The organism is Allobosea sp. 05L423 (assembly GCF_056397745.1).
Genome location: NZ_JBFTOA010000025.1, coordinates 12,159 through 33,896, shown reverse-complemented (window position 1 = coordinate 33,896; position 21,738 = coordinate 12,159). Strand labels below are relative to the sequence as shown.

Here is a 21,738-nt window from a genome sequence, read left to right as displayed (position 1 = left end):
TCGGAATAAAGCCACGAACCTTTTGCGGGTGCCTGAAGCTCCCGCCCGGGACGCCTCGCGATTAGCCATGGGGGTCACGCCTACCGGCCGGCGGTTGACCCACTCCTCAAAAGCCGTCTCCCACAGCTCAAAACCTGCTTCGCGTCGCTGGAAGCTGGCAACGATTCCCGCAGTTCCGGTCGTACCTCCAGCGACGTCGGCTCAGCCTTCGAAAACCCGTTTCCGCGCAGCTTCGAGGTGACAACGCATGGCCGCTGAAGCCGCACTTACATCGCTGGCGGCAATCGCGTCATAGATGACCTGATGCTCGGCATACATGAGCTGCAAGGCATCGCGGGGGCGGGTCAGCGATAGCTTGCGCGTCAGCTCCATCCCGACCGTCATGTGGCTACGCATCGAAATCAGCGTGTCCACGAAGAAGCGGTTATGGGAGGCTGCCGCAATCGCCAGATGAAAATCGAGGTCTGTATCGACGCCCTGCGCGACGTCGCTGATATTTTCCGTGGCGCGCAGATGCGCGAGCAGATCGCTCAGATCGGCCTCCGTTCGTCGCAACGCAGCAAGTCCGCAAGCTGCCTCCTCGACGAACATGCGGAATTCGTAACACCGCTGGATATCGCCGATGCTCATCACGGGAGCAAAGCGGCGGATGGCCTGATCCGCGCTGACCAGGATGAAGCTGCCGGCCCCTTGACGAGACTGAATCAGGCCATCATCGCGCAAGCGGCCGAGCGCCTCCCGAACAACCGTCCGGGAAACCTTGAAGAGCTCGGACAGCTCGGTTTCGGTCGGCAGTTTTTCGCCCTTTGTGTAATCGCCAGCGGCAATACGGTCGAAAATATGGTCGTAGATCTTCGATGCCGTGCGGCGCGAGGCTGCAGCAGCGCCTAGAGAAACTGGGCTTGAAGACATGGGGCGCTCCCGCAGTTTTCCAGTGCCTCCGGCAGGCGGCGTGACTGTCCCGATCGCCCAGCGGCATACAACTGACCCCCGCCAGGCGAAGACGCGGCGATGCCTGAGCCCGACCATAAAGCGCGAGCCGGGTGCGGGAATGGACCTCCCCCGACCGAGCAACAGCGGATATTTGCAGGCTCCGGGCGGCGGCGGGCCGAACAGCATCTGGCCGACCGCCTCGAGTGCGCACATTCTTCCTCGCTTCCTCTCGATGGCGCGAATCCTATCGGCGAGAACGGGCTTCTGGGCATCGCCAGGCCTGTAGAGGACGGTGGCCAAGCGCGGAACCCTGATGGCCCCGGTCAACGCGATCGGGCAGGTCGTGACGGTCCCCCCAGGATTTCGTCCATCTAGAACAGGAACTCATCGACCTCGGCTTCCGCCGCGACGGCAACCGGCGTACGCGCCTCCTGCGCCAATCCGCATCGTTCGAGCACAGCATTGTGGATCTGGCGTTCCGCCGCCATGGTGTAGCTCGGCCAGGTCACTCGCGCGATGAAATCCCCCGCCTGCGCGAGCAGATGTGTCTCAGGGAGTTCCGCTCCGGCCGCGCGCAACAGCTCACGAGCCGCCCCCGTGATGAGATCGCGCATAGCTCCGGTGCTTGAAAAGGATAGCCCGGCCTGCTCGATCACGGCGCCGAACCTCTCGCCCTGCCGCAGCAACTCGTCCAGGCTCGCACCGAGCCGATCGCCGCTGTGGCGCATGATGGCGAGCGAGTTGCGCATCATCTCGTCGCAGGCGGCGAAATAGGTAGCGTCCAGCCTCCCTTCGCGCTTCAGCACCGACGAGGCGGCCTGCATCTGCGTGAATGCTGGAGTCAGCTTCCGCGAATCGATGGCCACCTGGTCGGCCGCGAATTTCAGCTCCTGGGCGATTACCACGAGACTGCGCCCGCCGGTGCCGATCCGCGCCGCGCGCAGTCCCGCATTCATCCCGATCAGGACGATGTTCGTGGCGGTCGCAGCAAGCGCCTCGACCGTGCCCTGGCAATCATCGAGAACGCTCGCTACAGCTTTGGTGACGCGATCGACGCCCGCGCGGGCGATGTCGCAACGGCTGAGGAGTTCAGAAGCCTCTGCCAGATCGGCCTCCAGTTCGACCAGGAACGAAGCGGTGCCGCCACCGCGATACAGCGACCTGACGAGATCGATCAGTTGCGTGGTCTCGCGCTCAAGCAGAACGAGCGCGCTGTTGATCTCTTCAACATCGGGACCGAGAGCACCGGCTGCGGCTTCGAGCTGCGCCGATTGCAGCCGCAACAGTATATCGCCGCAGGCGACGCGCGCCGCGCCGTCCAGATCGGCAGCGGCCCCAGGCACCTCGCCCAGACGCAGCCCGGAAATGGCATGTTCAAGCCTCTGGCGTATGCTGTCGCCGGCCTGGAGAGCGATAATGGCGCCGCCGGTGGCCAATGTGATCCGGCCCGAGATCGCGGCCGCCTCGGCGGTCAGCGCGACGCTACGGCGCTGACGCTCGGCGACCTCCGCCAGCGTCTGGTCGAGCTTGCCTGCCAGCGCCGCCAGCGACTTTCCGTACCGCCCTTCGAATTCTCGCTGTGCCTTCAGCGCGGAATCGAGGAGGCTACAGAGCCGCGCCTGATCGCGCGCGCAGCGTGTGATCGTGCGCTGGGCCTCTGCGGTTAGCGTGCCGATCTCGCCGGCAAAGTCGCCGAAATCACTCCCAACCATCGGAATGGATATTGCCTCGATCCGTGCGCCGCGTGCGAGGATGGTGATGAGGCGCATCTGCTCAAGCAGCCGTTCGAGAGCCTGAGAGGCGATGTGGCTGTGGATCGACAGGTCCTGAAGCGCGCAGGTTTCGGAGGCAAGGGCGTGGTTCAGCACACGCAATTCGCCGGCGAGACGATGCAGCGCCGTGCGGGCCTGTTCGATCTCGGTGCCTGCCAGTTCGCGCGACAAGGCTCCAAGCCGCTCATTCAGCGCCTGAAACAGTTCCAGGCCGTCGCCAAGCTGCTGCCCGGCCGTGGCGAAGGTCACATCAATCGCGCGCGCATTCGCATCGAGCGACAGGATCAGCCTCGATAGTCCTTCGTTATCCCGAAACATTCTGCCCCCGACGCAATGCAACTCAGCCCTCAGGCGGTTTGGGCGATCTCGCCTGCCCTGCCGCGTCCGAGATGCGGCCAGGCCATGATTTCCTGTGGCACGCGCGCAAGGCTGATCACGCGCTGGGCGGCACCAAGCTCGATCGCCTCCTTAGGCATGCCGAAGACGACGCAACTCTCCTCGTCCTGCGCCAGCGTGTGTGCGCCTGCCTTGCGCATTTCGAGCAGCCCGCGAGCACCGTCATCGCCCATGCCAGTCATGATCAGGCCGAGTGCGTTGGCGCCGGCATATTGGGCAGCCGAGCGGAACAGCACGTCCACGGACGGGCGGTGGCGCGAGACATGCGGGCCGTCCTTGATCGCAACGCGATACTGCGTACCGGAGCGCTGCAGGAGCATGTGACGATTTCCCGGCGCAATCAGAACGCGGCCGGCCTGAAGCTCGTCGCCGTCCTCCGCTTCTTTGACCTCGACCGCACAAATGCCGTTCAGCCGCCGGGCAAAGGCGGCCGTGAACTTCTCAGGCATGTGCTGCACCACCGCAATGCCGGGACATGTGACCGGCAGGGCCGCTAGTACCTCCCGAAGGGTCTCGGTCCCACCGGTCGAAATGCCGATGCAGACGATACGATCCGTCTCGCTGCGGACGCGGACGGGGACCGGTGGCGGCATGATGACATCCGCGGTCAGCTTCTTTTCGACCGGCGCACGCACCGCCCTCGGGCCCAGCCGCGCCTGAGCAGCCGCCCTGACGGAGTGCCTCAGCCGATCCGCCGTCTCGATCAGAGCGTTGCGCGTGTCGATGCGCGGCTTCGGCAACACGTCGACCGCCCCGGCCTCGAGCGCATCGAACAGCGCCCGCGAACCCGCCTCGGTCAAGGTCGAGCAGATAATCACCGGAATGGGCCGCTGCGCCATGATCTTGCGCAGGAAGGTGAGCCCGTCCATCCCCGGCATCTCGATGTCGAGGATCATGACGTCGGGCAATTCGTTCTGCAGGCGGCGCACCGCGGCAAAGGCATCGGCTGCCGTTCCCATGACCTCGATGCCCGGATCGGCATTCAGGATCGAGCTGAGCACCTGGCGCACCGAGGCGGAGTCGTCGACGATGAGTACGCGGATCGGTTGACGGGTCATTCTGCTGCCCTCCTGAGAGCGGCGGGAGCGGCCTGATAGACGGTCGGAACGACCTGCTGCAGTCCGGCGATACCGCTGCCCGCCATCGATTCCGAATGGCCGAGCATCAGGTATCCACCGGGTCGCAGATGCGACACTAGGCGTTCGATGACGGCCTTCTGAGTCGGCCCGTCGAAATAGATCAGCACGTTGCGGCAGAAGATGACGTCCACGTCCCGGTCGAACGGATAGCTTTCGTCCATCAGGTTCAGCCGCTCGAAATGGACCTTTCGGCGCAGTTCCGGCGTGACCCTGACGACATCCTGCCGCGGATCCTTCGATCGCATGAGGTAGCGCTGCTGCATGGCCGACGGTACCGGCGCAACGAAGGCGCGCGGATAGATGGCCGCTCTCGCCTCGCGCAGGACCTCCGTCGAGATGTCCGTGCCCAGGATCGAGAAGCGGATCGGCTTGGCGGCATTCACCAAATCCTGCAGCACCATGGCGACCGTGTAGGCTTCCGCCCCCGTCGAGCAGGCGGCGCTCCAGACCTTCAGGCCGGCCGGGAGCGAGTCATGCCGCCGCAGCAACTGCGGCACGGCGACATTGCGCAGAAACTCGAAATGGCTCGGCTCGCGAAAGAAATCGGTCTTGTTGGTGGTCACGCAATCGATCAGGTGGACAAGCTCGTCGTCGAGGCCGCCGCGTTCGAACAGATGGGCGCCATAGCCGGACACCCCTGCCAGGCCAAGCGCACGGGCGCGCTTTCGCAGCCGTCCCTCGACCATGGTGCGTTTGGTCGGCGGCAACTTGATGCCAACGCGACTCTCGATGATCGCGGCGATGGCCGAAAAATGCTTGTCAGCCAGATAATCCGAGGTGTCCGACATGGTTGGCCTCATCGGCGTCAAGCTGCCTTGCCGGCAGCGAGATCGGCCAGAGGGAGACCATCGGCTTCCATCAGGCGCTCGAGATCGAAGATGACGATGAAGGCTTCGCCCTTGCGGCCGATCCCGGCGATGTAGTTCGATTGCCAGCGGCCGCCGACATCGGGGGCCGCCTCGGTCTGGTCGGCATCGAGGCCGGTGACCTCGAAGACGCGATCGGCGACGAAGCCGACGCCCCGGGTGCGACCCTTGACCGGCACATCGAGAATGATGATGCGCGTCGCATCGGTCGGCTCGATGCGCGGCAGCCCGAGCTTGGTCCGCAGATCGACAATCGGATAGCCGGCACCGCGGACGTCGATCATGCCGAGCAGGAAGGCCGGCGCATGCGGCAGCTTCGAGATCGGCCGCATGTCGAGGATCTCGCGGACATTGCGGATATCGATGCCGAAGAGCTCATGATCGATGCCAAGGGTCAGGTATTGTGCGGTGTCGGCCATGGGAGACTCGCGATGCGGCTGGGGAGCCAGGCGGATTGAGGCGCGGAGAGGCCGGCCCCGCCGCGTGGGCGGAGCCGGCATGCGCTCAGGCGCGGTGGAAAGCGGCGTCGTGCTGGTCCTCGCCGTCATCCATGTCAAAGGCGAAGCCGCCATTGACGACCTTCTTGGCCGGGCGTGTGCTGGAGGCAGGCGCCCGCTTCGGCTGGAGCGCGCTCGCCATGGCCGTGGCCTTGCCGCGCAGCATGGTGACGGCCCTGTCGACCCCAACCGGGCGCGGGCTATCCTTGTGCGTGCCGCCTTCGCCGAGCCGGAAGAAGGCAATCGTGGCCTGTAGCGTCTCGGCCTGAGCCGAGAGTTCCTCGGAGGTTGCGGAGACCTGTTCGGAGGCGGTCGCGTTCTGTTGCGTCACCTTGTCGAGCTGCTGGATGGCCTGATTGATCTGGGCGGCGCCGACATCCTGCTCGCGGCTGGCGGAGGTGATCTCCTCGACAAGCTCGGCGGTCTTCTTGATGTCGGGCACCAGTCTGGCCAGCATCGAGCCGGCCTCCTGCGCGACCTTGACCGTATCGGCCGACAAAGTCCCGATCTCCGCTGCAGCCGCCTGGCTGCGCTCGGCGAGCTTGCGCACTTCCGAGGCGACAACCGCGAAGCCCTTGCCATGCTCGCCGGCACGGGCCGCCTCGACCGCCGCGTTCAGCGCCAGCAGGTCGGTCTGGCGGGCGATCTCCTGGACGATGTTGATCTTGGCGGCGATCGTCTGCATCGCATCGACCGCCTTGCCCACCGCGACACCGCTCGCCTCGGCATCCTTCGCCGACTGCGTGGCCATCTTCTCCGTCTGGCTGGCGTTCTCTGCGTTCTGCTTCACATTGGCCGCCATCTCCTCCATCGACGAGGAGGCTTCCTCCGTCGAGGAGGCCTGCTCGGTCGAGCCTTGCGAGAGCTGTTCGGCGCTGGCCGACAGTTCCTGGCTGCCCGCCGACATGTTTTCGGCGGCGCTGGTCACCTGGCCGACGACATCACGCAGCTTCTCGACCATGTTCTCGAGAGCGATGCCGAGGGTGTCCTTCTCCGACATCCTCTTCGCCTCGACAGTCAGGTCGCCATTGGAGATCGCATTGGCGACAGCGGCGGTGTCGCTGAGATTCGCCGTCATCGCGTTCAGCGCGGTGACCAGATCGCCGATCTCGTCCTTGCTCTTCACGGAGATCGACTGTCCGAGGTCGCCGATCGCAACCGCGTTGGCCAATCCGACGGCGCTCGACAGGCCGCGGCTGATCGAAAGGGCAATCCAGGTGGCCGCGATGATGGCGATCAACAGCGAGCCCAGGACGATGCCGATGAGAAGCGTCTTCGCGAAGGCCGCCTGTTCGCTTGCTTCCTTGGCGGCTGCGGCAGCGGACTGCTTGATGAAATCGGTATACTCATCAAGTCCCGCCATCATGTCGGTGACGGCCTCGCCGCCCTCGCCCATCGAGAGCGTGCTGGCCTTGATGTTCCCCGCCTCGCCCGCAACGGCTGCGATCCGGAGCGCCGCATCGATCCCCTTGTCGAAGGTAGCAAGCATGTTTGCCGGCGACACCCCCTGCTCCGCGATCGGGGCGGCCGCCCTAGCGAGCGCGGCGCGGACGTCGCGGGCCTGCGCCTCGGCCGATTTCTGCAGCTTCTCGACCTCGGCTACGGTCGTCGCGCCGAACAACTGCCCGATCGACCGCGTCAAGCGCAGCCATTCCAGCCGCACCGACTGGAAATCAAGGGCCAGCCGCAGCGCTTCCGGCGAAGCGGAAGGCTTGGTGAGCTCGTTCAGGACCGCCGTCGAGGCGACGGTCACGCCCTGGATGAGCGGCGTCATCTCGCTGCCCCAGAGTTCCGCGGCGCGGTTGTTCGAATTCAGCTTGGCGTTGCGGATAACCTCGTCCTGCGTCGCGAAGAAGCGATTGATCTTCGGCGTCAGAGCCTCCCAGCGACGTTTGCCGGCCTCGCTGGCTTGGGCCTGGATCTGTTCCTTGAGCTTCACGGCGTCGAGGCGGTTCTGAACCGCACTCGTGGCTTGAGCGAGTATCTCCTTGTCGGTTGCCGCCATGACGGCATTCTTTTCAGAACGCACCGACCTGTTCATCATGCTGCGAACGTCGCTTATCTGATCCAGCCGGTTGGTCCAGTTGATCAGCACGCCCTGCGTCTCGGACATGTCGGACAACTTCTGATAGGAAAGCCCGCCTGCCACCACGGACAAGGCGATGACCATGCCGAAGGCACCGGCCAGTTTAGTCTTGATCGTCAATCTCATACTCAGTCCCCGATAAGCAACGTAAGGATTTCATGCGCTGGATTGACAGCGCTTCAGTTCAGAATCTTCTCGAGATCGGGAACGATTACGAATTCGTCGTTCCACTTGGTGATGAAACGGATGAACTCCGGCCGCCAGTGCATTCCCAGGCGTGGCGTCTGTTGGATCTGGGCAGTCGAGATCTCCGTCACCTCGTAGACCTTGTCAGCCATGATCCCGAGCGCGACGGGATCACCGTCGATCTCGATCTCGACGACCACGATGCGCGTGTCCGCCGTGTCGGCCTGCCGCCCCATCCCGAAGCGCAGACGCAGATCTGCCAGGGGGATGACATTGCCGCGCACATTGATCAGCGCCGGCAAGAAGGCGCGCGCGCCAGCAACCCGCGTCGCAGGGACCGGGTCGATGATCTCGCGCACCGCCTCGGCTTCGATCGCGAAGATCTCGCCGCCGAGGCCGATCATCAGGACCTGAAGCCGCGTCTCCCCGGCAGGCTGCGCGCCATGGCTGGCGCCACCCTGTGTCTGAATCCGCATCATGCCGCCTCAGGAGTCTTTTCGGTTTCGGCGCGGCTCTGGCCGAGCGAAATGAGTTGAGCGACGTCAAGAATGAGCGCAGCGGAACCGTCGCCAAGGATCGTCGCGCCCGAGAACATCGTGACATCGGAATGGAGTTTGGAGAGCGACTTGATCACGGTCTGATGGCTGCCGATGATCTGGTCGACGACGAGGCCGGCGCGCGTGTCCCCCGTCGTGGTGATGATGACCTTCTGGTGCGGGTCGGCCTCGCCATCAGCCTCGAAGAGATCGCGCAGCCTCAGGAAGGGCACGAGGTCGCCGCGGACGTTCAGGAAGTTGCGCCCGCGCGCCCGGGCCTCCTCGGCTGCGGTCAGTTCGACGCATTCCTCGATCGCCGAGAGCGGAATGATGTAGCGCGCCTCGCCGACGCGGATCAGCAACCCCTCGATGATGGCGAGCGTCAGCGGCAGCCGCAGCGTCACCGTGCTTCCATAGCCAGGCGCGGTCGCAAGATCGATCGTGCCGCGCATGGCTTCGATCGTGCGCTTCACCACGTCCATGCCGACACCGCGGCCTGACAGCGCAGAGATCGTCCGAGCGGTGGAGAAGCCGGGATGGAACAGGAACTGATGGATCTCGTGCTCGCTCAAGGGCGCTCCAGCCGCGATCAGCCCCTGCTCCTCGGCTTTGGCGCGGATGCGGGCCGTGTCGAGCCCGGCGCCGTCATCCTGCACGGTGACAAGCACTTGAGCGCCGACATAGCGCGCGGCGAGTTCGATGCGCCCCGTCGCCGATTTGGTGGTGCCGGCGCGCGTCTCGGGCGCTTCGATGCCGTGGTCGATCGCGTTTCGGATGAGATGGACCAACGGGTCGGCAAGACGCTCGATCATGGTCTTGTCGAGTTCGGTATCCTCGCCGACAGTGACGAAATCGACGGGCTTGCCGAGATCGCGCGAGAGGTCGTGGACGAGACGGCGGAAGCGGCCGAAGAGCGAGCCCATCGGCACCATGCGAACCCCCATGGTCGAATCGCGCAATCCCGACGCCAGGCGCTCGATTTCCTCGGCGATCGATTTGATCGCGAGGTCGGTTCCGGAATGAGCGAGCTGGCTGAGCCGCGCCTGCGCAATAACGAGTTCGCCGACGCGATCCATCAACTCATCGAGACGCTCAGCCTGAACGCGGACGGTCGAGGTCTTGTCCTCGCCACGGCGGACGCCCTCGCTCCGCTCGCCCGTGGCACGCTCCACCGGCACGGGTTGCGGCTCTTTCGCAATGGCGGCAGCGGCAGTGGTGGCGGCAACCACCCCCTCGCCCGCCATCGTCGTAGGATGCTTCGCATCTGCGCCCGCGGCCATGCCCCGCGGCGCGATGCCAAGCTTCATCTCGTCGCGGACGAACATGAAGACATCCTCAATGTCCTCACGCGCGCAACCGCTTTCGAGCTCGACCGTCCATGCGATCATGCATGTCTCGGGATCGAGCGCGCCGAGGTCCGGCAGTGCGTCGAGATGCGCGGTAACCGTGCATGAGCCGAGCGCACGGAGATCGTCAAGCAGCACCAGCGGATTGGTGCCATTGCGAAGGATGTCCGGCTCGAAAGCGATTTCGACCAGCCAGCCTGTGCCATATGCGGCGGGCGCGGCAGGAGTCTCGTCGGCGGCAACGCTGGCGGGGGATGCCACGTCTCCTGCCGTGCTCGAGGCGATCAGGGCCTGGAGTTCCTCTACGATCGCCTCGCCAATGATCGGATCGGTCGCGTCGGGATCGTCGATCAGCGCGCGAATATAGTCCTTGGCGGCCAAGGAGACGGTAATGATGTCACGCTCCGCCGAGATCTTGCCCTTGCGGATCATATCGAAAGCGGTTTCGAAATCATGGGTGAAGGCGGCGACCCGGTCGAAGCCGAACATCGCCCCCGACCCCTTGATCGTGTGCAGCGCCCGGAAAGCCGCATCGATCAGATCGCTGTCCTGCGGCGTCTGGCCGAGATCGAGCAGCGCCGCTTCCAGACTGTCCAGCAAGTCGCTGGCCTCCTGCCGGAATGTTTCAGCCGGGTCCAGCTCCATCATGTCCGCACCAGCTTGGCGACGACCGCAAGCAGTTGCTCCGGCTTGAAGGGCTTGGTGATCCACCCCGTCGCACCCGCGGCCTTCGCCTGTTGCTTGACCCCGTCATCGGACTCGGTTGTGAGGAAGACGATCGGCACTCCCGTGAAGGACGGGAGCGCACGCAAGCCGCGGATCATCTCCAGCCCGTTCATCACAGGCATGTTCAGGTCGGTGATGACGAGTTCGAAGCGCTCCGCCTTCGCCTTGGCCAAGCCTTCGGAACCATCGCCCGCCTCCACGACCCTATGGCCGGAGGGAGCCAGCACGAGCTTGATCATCTGCCGCACGCTCGGGGAATCGTCGACAGTCAGAATTGACGCCATGCCACTCAAGCCTTGTTGGTGAGATTGCAGTCACCGAGCTGCGCGGGCGAGATCCCTGCGCGCGCCAGCGCGGCGTTCAAGATTTCGGACGGCCCCCGCAGACTGATGCGCTCGCCCGCGGCACGTGCAGTGCGGGCTGCGGAAACCAGGAGTTGAAGCCCGGCGAGATCGATCGTGCCGAGGGCCGAACAATCGATTTCGACCTCCGCTTCCGACTGGACAGCAGAGCGGATCTCATCGAGCAGCTGCCGCACCGTTCGGAGCGAGCAATCCCGCGGAAGCATTAACGTCAGCACGAATCGAACCCTTTATGCTCGGGCGCACGTTCCTTCCGGTCACTGAGATCTCATCTGCGATCTAATGTGGAATTCGGCCATTATCTAGCAGAATTACACGCCAACAATTGAGATAGTTTAGAGCTGAAACGTTTGAACAAGCCCAGCTTTACGTTCAATTCTGATCAATATATTAATCGCGAATCAGATGTTGCGCTGTTTGTCAGGCGGTTGCGCCCGGCGAATCCAAATTGCGCAATCTGTCTCCTTGCTACGCCTACCGCAAAGAAAACGACGGCGGATTCTGGCGATCCGCCTGGCCTTAGGAACTTCTGGATGGGTCGACACCTGGGATATCCGGCGCTGCCATGCGGCCAGGCGCGCGGCAGCAAGCTTGCCGCCGTTGATTGGCTGCGCCGCGCGCCGAGATCGAGAGCGGCGTGATGACGCGACACTATCTCCGCGCACCGGCGCGGCGGCAGGCACTGCACCACTTCGTCACCCACGACCCTCATGAAGCGATGGAGCACTTTGCAGCATGCGGAGTGAGCATCGCGATCTCGCAGCCGAACAGGCCGTCGGGGCGAATTGAGATCAGCACGCTCAATCATGCGTCGGATGGCATCGTCTTCACCCGGACGAGCTTCGAGGACCCGGTCGAGATCCAGCCGCGGCAGAGCCCATGTGGATACGAGCTTCTGCTGGCGCTCAAGGGGGCGACAAACATCCAACTCGAAGATCGCGTCATTCGCTGCGAAAGGCTGCAGGCGGCGATTTTCGACGTCGGCGAGACCAAGGCGCTGCATCGCTCGGCTCACTCCGAAAACTATTCCGTGCTCCTCGACAGAAACCTGCTGACCAACCGCCTGTTCGAACTGACAGGGGCGCCGGTCATGCACAAGCTCAGCTTCGAGGCCGAGCTCGACCTCGAGCAGCCTTCGGTCGGCGCCCTGCGACGCTTCCTGATGGGGCTCGATCTGTCGATGCTGGTAGAATTGCTGCAGGATTCCCGGCATGGCGCGAGACGTTTGAGTGCCCTGCTGGCGGATCTCATTCTCGAGGTGCTGCCCCATAACCATACCAAGGCACTGAAACGGAGCTCCCATGTCATCGCCCCAAAGCACGTCAAGCGGACGGTCGAATTCATCCGGGAGAATGCCCGCCGGCCGATCACTCCCGAGGAACTGGCTGCGGTCGCCGGCGTGAGCTTGCGGGCTCTGCAATACGGCTTTCAGAAGTTTCTGGGGGTGTCGATCTCGGAGTACGAACGGTCTGTGCGGCTGGAGGGTGTCCGACGCGAGATCGAAGGCAATTCCGGTGAATCCGTCGGAGAGATTGCCCGCCGCTGGCGCTTCTCCAATTTCACCCGCTTCAACGCTCAGTTCGAGGCGGCCTTTGGCGTGAGCGCGGTCGCGCTGCGCGCACAACTCGGCCAGTTCCCGTAATCGAGAGCGTCCGCGAATTGAAATCGGATGCGACGATAAGCGGGAGGACCTGAAACGCTTCCTTGGCAACGGGTGCATTCGCACCGCTGCGCCGAGCACAAGCAACATCGTCCAATCTATTGAATGGTCGAGAGGACGACAAATAGCTCAACCTTGCTTTGACGGTTCCGGATCGGAAACCTTATAGCGCAATGTCAAACACATAGATGTTCGCAGTTTTATCCCGAATGTCGCGCCATTCAGCGCGGTGAAAATCTGGATCTTTTTCGGAGATCTAGATCCAGGCTCAGTATCTTCCTGCACAAACTTCCCACACTGAGCACATGCCGGGCCGGTTTCAGGCCTGTGCTCTCGGCGCTTACAAGCGATTCGCCCCCTGCATACGCTCAACGCGGCTGCTCCAAGCGGGCGCCGATGCCGGGACGAAATCCGTCGTTGGGGTAACTTTCGCCCACCCTCGTGAAGCTTGGCGGGAAGGAGGGCCCAATTTCACGGGCTGATCGGCTTCTTTTGCTGCGGCTTCAGGCCCGCGGCCTTTTCTCGGGCCGTTGAAGCCCGCCCGCAAAAATCTTTGCGGATCTCGGACAGGTCGGCTTCGTCGAGCTCTTCGAGATCAAGCAATTCTTCCCGTGCACCTTCGAGCCGAATGATCAGCTCGTCGAGCTTGATCTGCATCGCAGCCGTGTCGCGGTTCTGACTGTTCTGGATGATGAAGACCATCAGGAAGGTGATGATGGTCGTCGAGGTGTTGATGACGAGCTGCCATGTATCGTTGAAGCCGAAGATGGGCCCCGATGCCGCCCAGACAACGATCAAAATGACCGCGATGAAGAACGTCACCGGCTTGCCGGTCCAGCTAGCAACCGCTTGAGCCAGACGCGTGAAGAGCGAAGCCTTGTTGTTCTTGTGGATCAGATGCTCGATCGAAGTGCTCATTGAGGTCATCCCGGAAAGGCGCTCCGAGGCCCGAACGCCGCCAAGCCACGCCGTCGGTTTGTTGCTGCCCCAACAAGCCCGACTGCGGTTGAATGCTTCGCCTCGTCGTCCAGTGTCTTGGCTTGCTTCACGTTGCGCGGTGAAAACCCAGCCGGCTCTCGAATGTTCCGGCGCGCGGCCATGCCTCTGGCGGCCCTTTCCCGACTGTGTGTGCAGACCTTTTTGAGCCCGCGATAGTCGCCCGATCTCGGCAGGGGCGCGTCGGTTTTCAAGGATTCTCGAGGTTCTTCGGTGAACTTCGCAAGATTGCTCTGAACAATCTATGGTCTGCCTCGTTTCAGCCTGATCTCCAGCAGGCTAGGCGCGATGAAACGGCGGCAGCTCAGAGCCCTCTCGATCGATCGACAGATTGCCAGGACGATCGCAAGGCGCAGCAGTCCCCGCGTCGAATATTTGGCGAAAGGTCTCGTTCGCGTGGCCGATGAGCGGCTTCTGCTTCCGATCGGCTCCGTCTATTGGCTCGCCGCGTGCGCGGACGCCGAGCCCCGTCGCAACGATGCGACGCACCCGCTGCTGACGATGGCACCGAAATTCCGGGCTCTCATTGTGTTTCCCTCCGGTCAAAGTGATGCTTGATCCCGAAACCACGCGCCACGATGATCTGCGGAGTGGATCTGGCCCGTGGCGCCCTGCCCTGCAGCGCCCGCGCGGCCAGCCACTCGCGCGCGACACTCGCTGCGATGTTGCGATCGTGGGCGCTGGCATTACCGGTGCATTTATTGCCGAGCATTTGACCGCGATGGGCCTTGCTGTCGCGGTCATCGACCGAGAGCGGGAGGGCTTCGGGAGTACGGCAGCGTCAACCGCGATGCTGCAATGGGAAATTGATCTGCCTTTGCGCGAACTCGCCGGCCTCTATGGCTTCGAGCGTGCCGCCGAGGCCTATCGACTGAGCTGGAGGTCAGTCGCAGGCTTGCGGCGCCTGATAGAGGAGCTTGCTTTGCCGTGCGGCTTCGCACCGCGTCAGACGGTGTATCTGGCAGCAGGCGAGATCGGCTTGCGGGAATTGCAAGATGAAGCCTTGCAGCGTCGACGCGCCGGGCTTCCCGGTGAGGTCGTCGACGGCGGAGGCCTGCGCGGCGCCTTGGGCTTCGATCGCCCGGGAGCAATTATCTCTCCCGGTTCAGCTGAGGCCGATCCGGTTGCGCTCTGTCACGGCCTTCTGATGACCGCAACACGCCGAGGGGCGCGTTTGATCCGGGACGAGGCAGTTGGGTTTGACGGCACCAACTTGGCTGCGGCCGTGAGTCTTGCCAGCGGGCATGTCGTTGAGGCCGCTCATCTCGTACTGGCCACCGGCTATGTCATGCCGGCGATCGTTCGGGATGCGCTCCACCAGCTTGCATCGAGCTGGGCCATTGCGACTGTGCCGCAGCCAGCACAAGCGCTCTGGCTTAACCGTGCTCTCGTATGGGAGGCATCGCAGGATTATTCCTATTTTCGGACCACACCGGAAGGACGGATCATCTTTGGTGGGGAAGACGAGAGCTTCGCAGATCCGAAGCTCCGCGAGGGGCTCAATAGAGACAAGACCGAAGCTCTTCGCGCCAAGCTTCACGCCCTGCTTCCCCTGGCTTGCCTGGATCTCGATCGCGCCTGGTCCGGAGCCTTCGGCAAGACGGCGGATGGTTTGCCCCTGATTGGCCACGTCCCCGGACACAAACGCCTGCTGGCGGCCTATGGCTACGGTGGCAATGGCATAACCTTCAGCTTCTTGGCGTCCCGCATCATCGGCATGCTGATCCGCGGCGAGGAAAGGCCCTGGTTCGAAGCCTTTGCGATCGACCGCGCCTTGATCCGAAAATAGCGGAAAGACCTTTGAAGCGGGGCCGTGGCCGGTGCGTCGGTCTACCCCCCGAGAACGCGAAAAGGCTCCGCCAGCCGAAGCCAGCGGGGCCACGTGCTCTACAATATCGACGTGGTCGCCGCCCTCGCCACGACCGGCTGGATGCGTTAGTCCGTCGGTGCCTGCGCTCTTGTCGATCGTTCCCTCACGACTAGCGACGATGGCGAACTCCTTCAGGTGGAGCGCTTCTTTCGATCATCCTTGCGCTTGTCCTGCTCAACCGCCGCGCTTGCCGAGCGCACAATGGTCGCAATTGCCAAGGGCGGATTGCCGGATTTCTCGGATATAACGCGATCCTGCTCCATGATTGTCGCTCGCGCGGGCTCGTCGCCATCCAGGCCGCCGAGCAAGGAGGTGGGAACGCGCCGATTGGAGGTTCTCGATCCGTCTTGATAAACGACATCGAACATCGTGAACTCGGTATCGAGAGCTTTGGATTTTGTCCGCTTAGCCACTTTAGCTTCCTTGCCGCGATGCGCGTATTAACCGAGCACGTCCTAATGGCACTCGCTTGCATCATTCGCCACCCCCCGGCTTCGCGCGAAGCAGCCTAATCGTCTTGCAGGTCGAGTTCGACTTGCTCGAAAGCCCCGTCGTTAGCGGCAAATCGGCGGTTAGGCATGGCGGGCCCGGGCCGCTGGTCGTTCGCGAGCTTGCCACACTCATCGCGCATCGCCTGCAGGCCGGCTGCACCGAAGAGCGATAACCCCGAAGATCGGTTGGCGCCTTGCGCTGACGCGTGTTCGCAGGGATGCGGGAGCGGCTCACAGGGCTTGACGGTGGCGGATTGACCGGGGCTTTCAGCCGGGAACACCGCATCCAGCGCGCGCGTTCGCTCTCCAAAGGGAGGAGCGTTCCATGGGTCATAAGCTCTTGGTCATTGCCGCGGTGCTCGCGCTGAATATTGGTACAGCCGCCCAAGCCCAATTTCATCCGCCCACAAATGAAGGCGCGGGCGCTAAGCCAGGGGCGGCGCCTCAGCAAGGTGCCGGCGGCGGGGCCGCTGAACAGTCTCCCGATGCGAACCGACGAGAGAATGCGCAAAGCAAAGGCGGCGCGGATTCGCAGCTAAATCGCGACTATGGAAAGGACACGACGCCGACGGGGAAGGAATTGCACGAAGGACAGCCAGCCCCGCCGAAGCCGTAGCTCGCTTAGGCGCCTCCAAACGCTTGGTTCACGACCAAAACGGCAACCAGCCAGGCTGCAGTTGTTGGCGCGGTGCGGCCTTGCCAAAAGCTCACGCCCTTGGGCGCATCGCTCGCCCGTCGCGCTCTATCTCGTTATCCCGTCCGATCTGTTCCCAATGGCCCACCGATCCCGGCCCTATTCCGGCAGTCTCAGGCCCGCCAGGAACGTGGCGACCGCGAGCGTATGCTTGGGCTGCGCCTGGCAGTGGCGCTCAACCGCGATGATGATTTCGCCGTCGCCATATTGCGACAAGCGAGAGGGGGAATGCTGGCGCAGCGCGTCAACGACCCATTGGCTGATCGCGGTGTGCATCTGTTCGTCAGTCGACGCGCGCTTCATCCAGAGTTCGCAGGTGACGTAGTCCTGCAGGAATTCGCCCTTGCGCGGCTCGGCGCTGATAGCGCTCAATGGAAATGCGGCCACGCAAAGAACCGCCAACGCCCATAGGCGCATCGTTATGCCCCTGTCATGTCTACCCCGGAGCCGGACTTTACCCGTTCCCGATCCTCGGTCCAGCCGCGAAACGCGTTTCCTCGCCGGACATCTTCGCACGGCTCTTCGTGACCCAACCCGCTCGCAATGCGGACGCGCTCCTCGGCCCGGGCGGTGCTTGGGGCGTTCAGCGCTCCCAAGGGGGAGGATGGCCAAAGGCGCGGCGAAGGCAATCGGCGAAGGCGCGCAGCTTCGCCGAGGGGCGGCGACCTTCGGGATGAGCCAGGTGAATGAACTCGGTTTCAGGCTGAACGCCGATGTCGACGATGCGCAGACGGCCGCTCCGGATTTCGGCGCTGGCGATGAACAGCGGCAGCAATGCGATGCCGAGACCGGCCAGCGCGGCATCCCGCATCATGTCGCCGTTGTTGACGCGCAGCGCGGGGCGCGCGCGCACGCTGGTCGTGCCCTGCGGCCCGCGGAACCGCCAGTCGCCGGCTCCCCGATTGGTGTAGAAGACGCCGTCATGCCCATCGAGCTCGGCCATTGAGCCGGGCGTCCCGCGCCGCGCGAGATAGTCCGGAGACGCAACGAGAACCCGCCGGCTCGGCGCAAGCGTCCAGGCGACGAGGCGCGAATCCACGATCGGCCCATGGCGCAGCACGGCATCATAGCTGTCGGAGCCGGCATCGACACGGCGGTCATCGAGGTCGAGCGTCAACTCGATCCGGGGATGCCGGGCAAGGAAAGGGTAGATCGCCGGGCCGAGATGCATCCGGCCGAAGGTGACTGGTGCCGAAATCCGCAACGGTCCGACAAGGGCGCCGCGTCGCTCCGCCATGTCGGCGGCAGCCTCCTCGACCTCCCGCGTGATACGAATCGCGCGCGCAAGGAAAGCGGTTCCGTCCTCGGTGAGCGTAAGCCGGCGGGCGCTGCGATGCAGGAGGTTCGCTCCCAAGCCGCGCTCCAGCTCCGCGAGGCGGTCGCTTACCACCGATTTCGATAGATGCAGCCGGCGGGCCGCCTCGCTCAGTGAGCCGGCCTCCGCGATCGCGACGAAGGTCGCGATGCCGTCGAGCTTCAGCATCGTTCGGCTTTCCCGGACATAAGTTTCGCCCATGCGATGCTAATCCGAACGGGGCCCGAATGCTACGTTCCGTCTCGCCAACGGGGCAGATAGCGACGGTCGCACGGACCGCCCTCCCGACAGGCGGGAGATACTCGATGTTGAAGTTCGCACTCGCACTTGGGGCGCTTGCCTTGGCCGCCCCGGCGGCCGCCCAGGTCCCCGACTTTCCGGCGTCCTTCAAGACGCAGGAGATCGCGACCAACGGCGCGACCATCCACGTTCGCCTCGGCGGGCGGGGACCGGCAGTGGTGCTGCTGCACGGCTATGGCGAGACCGGCGATATGTGGGCACCGATGGCAGCCGATCTGGCGCGGGACTACACGGTGATCGTGCCTGATCTGCGGGGGCTCGGCCTGTCGTCCAAGCCGGCCTCCGGCTTCGACAAGAAGACCCAGGCCGGGGACGTTGCGGGCGTGCTCGATGCCCTCAAGATCGAGCGCGCCGATATCGTCACGCATGACATCGGCAACATGGTCGGCTTCGCCTTCGCCGCACAGTATCCGCAGCGCGTCGGCCGCTTCGCTCTCATCGACGCACCTGTGCCCGGCGTCGGTCCATGGGAGGAGATCCTCAAGAACCCGCTACTCTGGCATTTCCGCTTCGGCGGGCCGGACATGGAGCGGCTCGTGGCCGGCCGCGAGCGCATCTATCTCGACCGCTTCTGGAACGAGTTCTCGGCAACACCGGCGCGCTTCACCGAGGCTTCGCGCGAGCACTACGCCAAGCTCTACGCACTGCCTGGCGCCATGCATTCTGGCTTTGCCCAGTTCGCGGCCTTCGATCAGGACGCGATCGACAACCGCGCCTATCTGAAGGCCGGCGGCAAGCTCACCATGCCGGTTCTGGCAATCGGTGGAGAAAAGTCGTTCGGCACGACGATGGCGGTCGTCATGCGTGACGCTGCGACCGACGTAACCGAAGGCGTCGTCCCCGATTCCGGTCATTGGATCATGGAAGAGAACCCCACGGCCACCATCGCGATAGTCCGCGCCTTCCTGGACAAGGGGCGCTGACCGATCTGGTCGCAGGCACCGGACGCCGGCTGTGCTCGGCGGTACGCTTCAGGCCGGCCAAAGCCGGCCTTTTCACCCGATCGCTTCTGCGGGCAGCCACGCCTCGCCTTGATCTCGCTCAAAGTATCATCCGCGGGGGAGGTCCAAGATCACGACGCTCCGCTTACGGAAACCTCGGCATGAGCACCGCACCGAATGCTGCCCCGGGGTCGCCAAAGACCCGGGGGACCCTTTCTGGTCGACACACCCTTGGGCTGTGTCTGCACGCTCGCGATGGGGGTTCTCGGCATTCACCTCTTCGCGAGCCACATGGCCCACATCGTGGCCGCACCCATGGAACGAAAGATGCGCTGAGACCGCTTTTTACCTTGGTCGACAGACTCGCAAAGGAGGGCCCGCCATGAAAACGCTTGTTCTCACCTCCGTTCTGATTGCTCTCGCCGGACCCACCCTGGCCCAGGCGCCAACCTCCCATGACCAACACAATCCGGGTGGTGCCGCTGCAGCGCAGGCCCAATCCACGGCCCCGGCAAAGCCTCAGGCAGCGCCCGGTCAATCCGGGATGCCAATGCCCATGGGTCAGATGGTGCAAGGCCAGATGATGGACAGGGGCATGATGAGCGGAAGGATGATGGGCCGGTTCTCGGCCGAGGACATGAGCGCCTTCATCGACGCCCATATCGCGGCAATCCATGCCGGGCTGAAGCTGTCCGCCGACCAGGAGAAGGCGTGGCCCCCCGTCGAAGCTGCGATCCGCAACCTGGCAACCCTTCACCTTGGCCATATGCAGGCCATGCGCCAGACCCGGGGAATGATGGCGAGCGATCCGGTCGGTCGGCTCCGCATCATGGCCGACCATATGAGCCAGGGAGCGGACGCCGTGCGCAAGCTCGCGGACGCCGCGTCGCCGCTCTATGCGGCCCTCGACGGAGCCCAGAAGCGGCGGCTGCAAGTGCTCGTCCGGATGGGCGACAGCGGCATGATGGGGCGGGGGATGATGACGGGGTGGGGAACGATGGGTCCCGGTGGCGCCATGATGCCCGGCGGAGCCGGGGACGATGACGACGACAGTCAGGAAAGCCGCTGACACTCCAGCCCGGATGACGTCGGCCACGGAACGCGGGCACCTCCGCGCTCGGAGCCATCCGGTCGTGGGGGGATGAAAGCGGGCAGGCGCAAGCTCGCCCGCCCCGCAATGTCACTTTGGAAGGCACGGGGGGCCGCGACGGCCCGTGCGAGACCTCCAACGACGCGTTCAGACGAAGTTGCCGCTTGACCTTACCATCGTGGGAAGGTGCATGGTGCGCTCATCGTCAGAAGCGGAGATCATTCCATGTGCGGATGCAGCAGCCACTCCTCCCGGCCGGGTCAAGCGGTCGAGCGGGATCCGAACGCCTTGACCCTGCGGGTCGAGGACATGACCTGCGGCCACTGCGCAGGCACGATCAAGAAGGCGATCGAGACTGGGCTGCCCGGCACGCAGGTTGAAGCCGATCCGGCCTCCAAGCTGGTGTCCGTCCGCGGTAGCACCGACCTGGCGTCCATCAAGGCCCTCGTGACCAAGGCCGGCTACACTCCGGTCGCGGCCTGACGGAGGCGCGCTCACAGGTAGAGGATTAGCCCCGTCGGCTCCGGTCGGCGGGTTTTTCGTTTTCAACGGTGTCGAGAGAGGAACATCCACCGCCCTTTAACGTTGTTTCCGCGGTTGGGAAATTAAGTTTGGAGAATTCATGATGCGCAAACTGCTCGTCGCTCTTGCCGTTGCCACGTCGTTCGCTGGAGCGACTGCTCTGCATGCTCAGACTGCGACGACCGCCACGCGCGAAGTCTATATCAAAGCTGAGCCGACCGACGTGCTCAGCAGTAACCTGATCAACCTCAAGGTCCAGAACAATGCCAAGGACAACGTAGGCGAGATCAAGGACCTCGTCGTGTCCAATGGGAGGCTGTCCGGACTTATCCTGTCTGTCGGCGGCTTCCTGGGCATGGGTGAGCGCTATGTCGTGGTCGCGCCAGCCGCCGTGAAGGTGGTTTATTCCGAGAACGACAAGAAGTGGTCGGCGACCATGGATACGACGAAGGACGCGCTGAAAGCGGCGCCCGAGTTCAAGTACGAAGGCCGCTGGAGCAAGTAGGCTGCTCCCGTTGCTCAGGCCCCGTCAGCTCTGGCTGGCGGGGCCATTTTGCTGTTCAGGTTGCCTCACCGGCATTACCCGCCCCGTGACCGCGAGATACCGGTCGCTGGAATGCATCACTGCCACGTCTATCTGGGTGCCGTCCTCGCATATCACGCGCAATTTGGAATGAAGCGCGGCGGGATCGATGTCCGAGGTGTCGCAGTACAGGTATCCAGCGCGGATTTCGTCATAATCGCTGCCAAATTTGTAGGAGAGCGGGAGCATCCGCCCGTCCCGCAGGATGAGCAAACCTGTCCCGACATACATTGCTCTGTCCCCGCCTCAGCGGCGCCCGTAGCAGTCCCGAACGCCAACAGACAATTGCTGAAGTACACGCCTGTTCCGGGATGAAAGCAATCGACGTTTGGCTACCCGCCGGGCCCCCCAGGGGGCGCCTCATTGCATTGCATGCGACGGCGTGGAGGGCTGGCCAGTTCGCCGTGGACCGAAAGCCAAGCATGACGACG

23 protein-coding genes are annotated in these 21,738 nt (G+C 63.8%); 8 read left to right on the top strand and 15 right to left on the bottom strand.

Features of this window, described 5'->3' with window-relative positions:
* Nucleotides 1–201: 201 nt before the first annotated feature.
* The 10 genes from AC1DNE_RS27720 to AC1DNE_RS27675 all read right to left on the bottom strand — a co-directional run bounded on the left by AC1DNE_RS27720 (nucleotide 202) and on the right by AC1DNE_RS27675 (nucleotide 11,051).
* Nucleotides 202–1,146, bottom strand: a complete 945-nt coding sequence (locus tag AC1DNE_RS27720; protein WP_441472250.1) for a FadR/GntR family transcriptional regulator — start codon at nucleotides 1,144–1,146, stop codon at nucleotides 202–204.
* A gap of 158 nt (nucleotides 1,147–1,304) precedes the next feature.
* The gene (locus tag AC1DNE_RS27715) at nucleotides 1,305–3,023 is read right to left on the bottom strand and encodes a coiled-coil domain-containing protein (RefSeq protein ID WP_441472249.1); all 1,719 of its coding nucleotides are present in this window, start codon (nucleotides 3,021–3,023) and stop codon (nucleotides 1,305–1,307) included.
* A 29-nt stretch (nucleotides 3,024–3,052) separates the two neighbouring features.
* Nucleotides 3,053–4,159 carry a protein-glutamate methylesterase/protein-glutamine glutaminase gene (locus tag AC1DNE_RS27710; RefSeq protein ID WP_441472248.1) on the bottom strand — a complete coding sequence of 369 codons (1,107 nt, stop codon included), beginning with the start codon at nucleotides 4,157–4,159 and terminating at the stop codon, nucleotides 3,053–3,055.
* Entirely contained in the window at nucleotides 4,156–5,040 is an 885-nt protein-coding gene (locus AC1DNE_RS27705; protein ID WP_441472247.1) for a CheR family methyltransferase, read from the bottom strand. The genes AC1DNE_RS27710 and AC1DNE_RS27705 overlap by 4 nt, the downstream gene beginning before the upstream one ends.
* A gap of 5 nt (nucleotides 5,041–5,045) precedes the next feature.
* Nucleotides 5,046–5,525 (bottom strand): chemotaxis protein CheW, encoded by a 480-nt coding sequence (locus AC1DNE_RS27700; RefSeq protein WP_441472246.1) that lies wholly within the window; start codon nucleotides 5,523–5,525, stop codon nucleotides 5,046–5,048.
* An 85-nt stretch (nucleotides 5,526–5,610) separates the two neighbouring features.
* Nucleotides 5,611–7,815 (bottom strand): HAMP domain-containing methyl-accepting chemotaxis protein, encoded by a 2,205-nt coding sequence (locus AC1DNE_RS27695; RefSeq protein WP_476841296.1) that lies wholly within the window; start codon nucleotides 7,813–7,815, stop codon nucleotides 5,611–5,613.
* Between the two features lie 53 nt (nucleotides 7,816–7,868).
* Complete coding sequence (locus AC1DNE_RS27690) at nucleotides 7,869–8,351, bottom strand: chemotaxis protein CheW (RefSeq protein ID WP_441472244.1); 483 nt, start codon at nucleotides 8,349–8,351, stop codon at nucleotides 7,869–7,871.
* Nucleotides 8,351–10,405, bottom strand: a complete 2,055-nt coding sequence (locus tag AC1DNE_RS27685; RefSeq protein WP_476841295.1) for a chemotaxis protein CheA — start codon at nucleotides 10,403–10,405, stop codon at nucleotides 8,351–8,353. Before AC1DNE_RS27685 ends, AC1DNE_RS27690 begins: the two co-directional genes overlap by 1 nt.
* Nucleotides 10,402–10,767 carry a response regulator gene (locus AC1DNE_RS27680; protein ID WP_441472242.1) on the bottom strand — a complete coding sequence of 122 codons (366 nt, stop codon included), beginning with the start codon at nucleotides 10,765–10,767 and terminating at the stop codon, nucleotides 10,402–10,404. Before AC1DNE_RS27680 ends, AC1DNE_RS27685 begins: the two co-directional genes overlap by 4 nt.
* A gap of 5 nt (nucleotides 10,768–10,772) precedes the next feature.
* Nucleotides 10,773–11,051, bottom strand: coding sequence for an STAS domain-containing protein (locus AC1DNE_RS27675; RefSeq protein ID WP_441472409.1), 279 nt, complete (start codon nucleotides 11,049–11,051; stop codon nucleotides 10,773–10,775).
* A gap of 398 nt (nucleotides 11,052–11,449) precedes the next feature.
* On the opposite strand from AC1DNE_RS27675, the gene AC1DNE_RS27670 reads away from it, so the two are divergent.
* On the top strand, nucleotides 11,450–12,487 hold the full coding sequence (locus tag AC1DNE_RS27670; RefSeq protein WP_476767021.1) for a helix-turn-helix transcriptional regulator: 1,038 nt from the start codon (nucleotides 11,450–11,452) through the stop codon (nucleotides 12,485–12,487).
* Between the two features lie 489 nt (nucleotides 12,488–12,976).
* Here AC1DNE_RS27670 and AC1DNE_RS27665 read toward each other — a convergent pair whose 3' ends face one another.
* Nucleotides 12,977–13,327 (bottom strand): low affinity iron permease family protein, encoded by a 351-nt coding sequence (locus tag AC1DNE_RS27665; protein WP_476841294.1) that lies wholly within the window; start codon nucleotides 13,325–13,327, stop codon nucleotides 12,977–12,979.
* A 462-nt stretch (nucleotides 13,328–13,789) separates the two neighbouring features.
* Between AC1DNE_RS27665 and AC1DNE_RS27660 the strand changes: the two genes are divergently transcribed.
* Together AC1DNE_RS27660 and AC1DNE_RS27655 are read left to right on the top strand one after the other, a co-directional pair.
* Nucleotides 13,790–14,059, top strand: a complete 270-nt coding sequence (locus tag AC1DNE_RS27660) for a hypothetical protein (RefSeq protein WP_441472239.1) — start codon at nucleotides 13,790–13,792, stop codon at nucleotides 14,057–14,059.
* Complete coding sequence (locus tag AC1DNE_RS27655) at nucleotides 14,052–15,290, top strand: NAD(P)/FAD-dependent oxidoreductase (RefSeq protein WP_476767022.1); 1,239 nt, start codon at nucleotides 14,052–14,054, stop codon at nucleotides 15,288–15,290. Before AC1DNE_RS27660 ends, AC1DNE_RS27655 begins: the two co-directional genes overlap by 8 nt.
* A gap of 212 nt (nucleotides 15,291–15,502) precedes the next feature.
* Here AC1DNE_RS27655 and AC1DNE_RS27650 read toward each other — a convergent pair whose 3' ends face one another.
* A complete protein-coding gene (locus AC1DNE_RS27650) occupies nucleotides 15,503–15,784 on the bottom strand; it encodes a hypothetical protein (protein WP_476767023.1) in 282 nt (93 codons plus the stop codon).
* A gap of 403 nt (nucleotides 15,785–16,187) precedes the next feature.
* On the opposite strand from AC1DNE_RS27650, the gene AC1DNE_RS27645 reads away from it, so the two are divergent.
* Nucleotides 16,188–16,478 carry a hypothetical protein gene (locus AC1DNE_RS27645; RefSeq protein ID WP_441472236.1) on the top strand — a complete coding sequence of 97 codons (291 nt, stop codon included), beginning with the start codon at nucleotides 16,188–16,190 and terminating at the stop codon, nucleotides 16,476–16,478.
* 177 nt (nucleotides 16,479–16,655) lie between these two features.
* Here AC1DNE_RS27645 and AC1DNE_RS27640 read toward each other — a convergent pair whose 3' ends face one another.
* Together AC1DNE_RS27640 and AC1DNE_RS27635 are read right to left on the bottom strand one after the other, a co-directional pair.
* Nucleotides 16,656–16,973 carry a hypothetical protein gene (locus AC1DNE_RS27640; protein WP_441472235.1) on the bottom strand — a complete coding sequence of 106 codons (318 nt, stop codon included), beginning with the start codon at nucleotides 16,971–16,973 and terminating at the stop codon, nucleotides 16,656–16,658.
* Nucleotides 16,974–17,139: 166 nt separating this feature from the next.
* Entirely contained in the window at nucleotides 17,140–18,039 is a 900-nt protein-coding gene (locus tag AC1DNE_RS27635; protein WP_441472234.1) for a LysR family transcriptional regulator, read from the bottom strand.
* A gap of 137 nt (nucleotides 18,040–18,176) precedes the next feature.
* On the opposite strand from AC1DNE_RS27635, the gene AC1DNE_RS27630 reads away from it, so the two are divergent.
* The 4 genes from AC1DNE_RS27630 (at nucleotide 18,177) to AC1DNE_RS27615 (ending at nucleotide 21,229) form a co-directional block, all read left to right on the top strand.
* Entirely contained in the window at nucleotides 18,177–19,094 is a 918-nt protein-coding gene (locus tag AC1DNE_RS27630) for an alpha/beta fold hydrolase (RefSeq protein WP_441472233.1), read from the top strand.
* Nucleotides 19,095–19,494: 400 nt separating this feature from the next.
* The gene (locus AC1DNE_RS27625; RefSeq protein ID WP_441472232.1) at nucleotides 19,495–20,181 is read left to right on the top strand and encodes a Spy/CpxP family protein refolding chaperone; all 687 of its coding nucleotides are present in this window, start codon (nucleotides 19,495–19,497) and stop codon (nucleotides 20,179–20,181) included.
* A gap of 309 nt (nucleotides 20,182–20,490) precedes the next feature.
* On the top strand, nucleotides 20,491–20,685 hold the full coding sequence (locus AC1DNE_RS27620; RefSeq protein ID WP_441472231.1) for a heavy-metal-associated domain-containing protein: 195 nt from the start codon (nucleotides 20,491–20,493) through the stop codon (nucleotides 20,683–20,685).
* Between the two features lie 142 nt (nucleotides 20,686–20,827).
* Nucleotides 20,828–21,229 carry a PRC-barrel domain-containing protein gene (locus AC1DNE_RS27615; protein ID WP_441472408.1) on the top strand — a complete coding sequence of 134 codons (402 nt, stop codon included), beginning with the start codon at nucleotides 20,828–20,830 and terminating at the stop codon, nucleotides 21,227–21,229.
* Nucleotides 21,230–21,253: 24 nt separating this feature from the next.
* On the opposite strand, the gene AC1DNE_RS27610 is transcribed toward AC1DNE_RS27615, so the two are convergent.
* Nucleotides 21,254–21,538, bottom strand: a complete 285-nt coding sequence (locus AC1DNE_RS27610) for a hypothetical protein (RefSeq protein ID WP_441472230.1) — start codon at nucleotides 21,536–21,538, stop codon at nucleotides 21,254–21,256.
* Nucleotides 21,539–21,738: the final 200 nt, after the last annotated feature.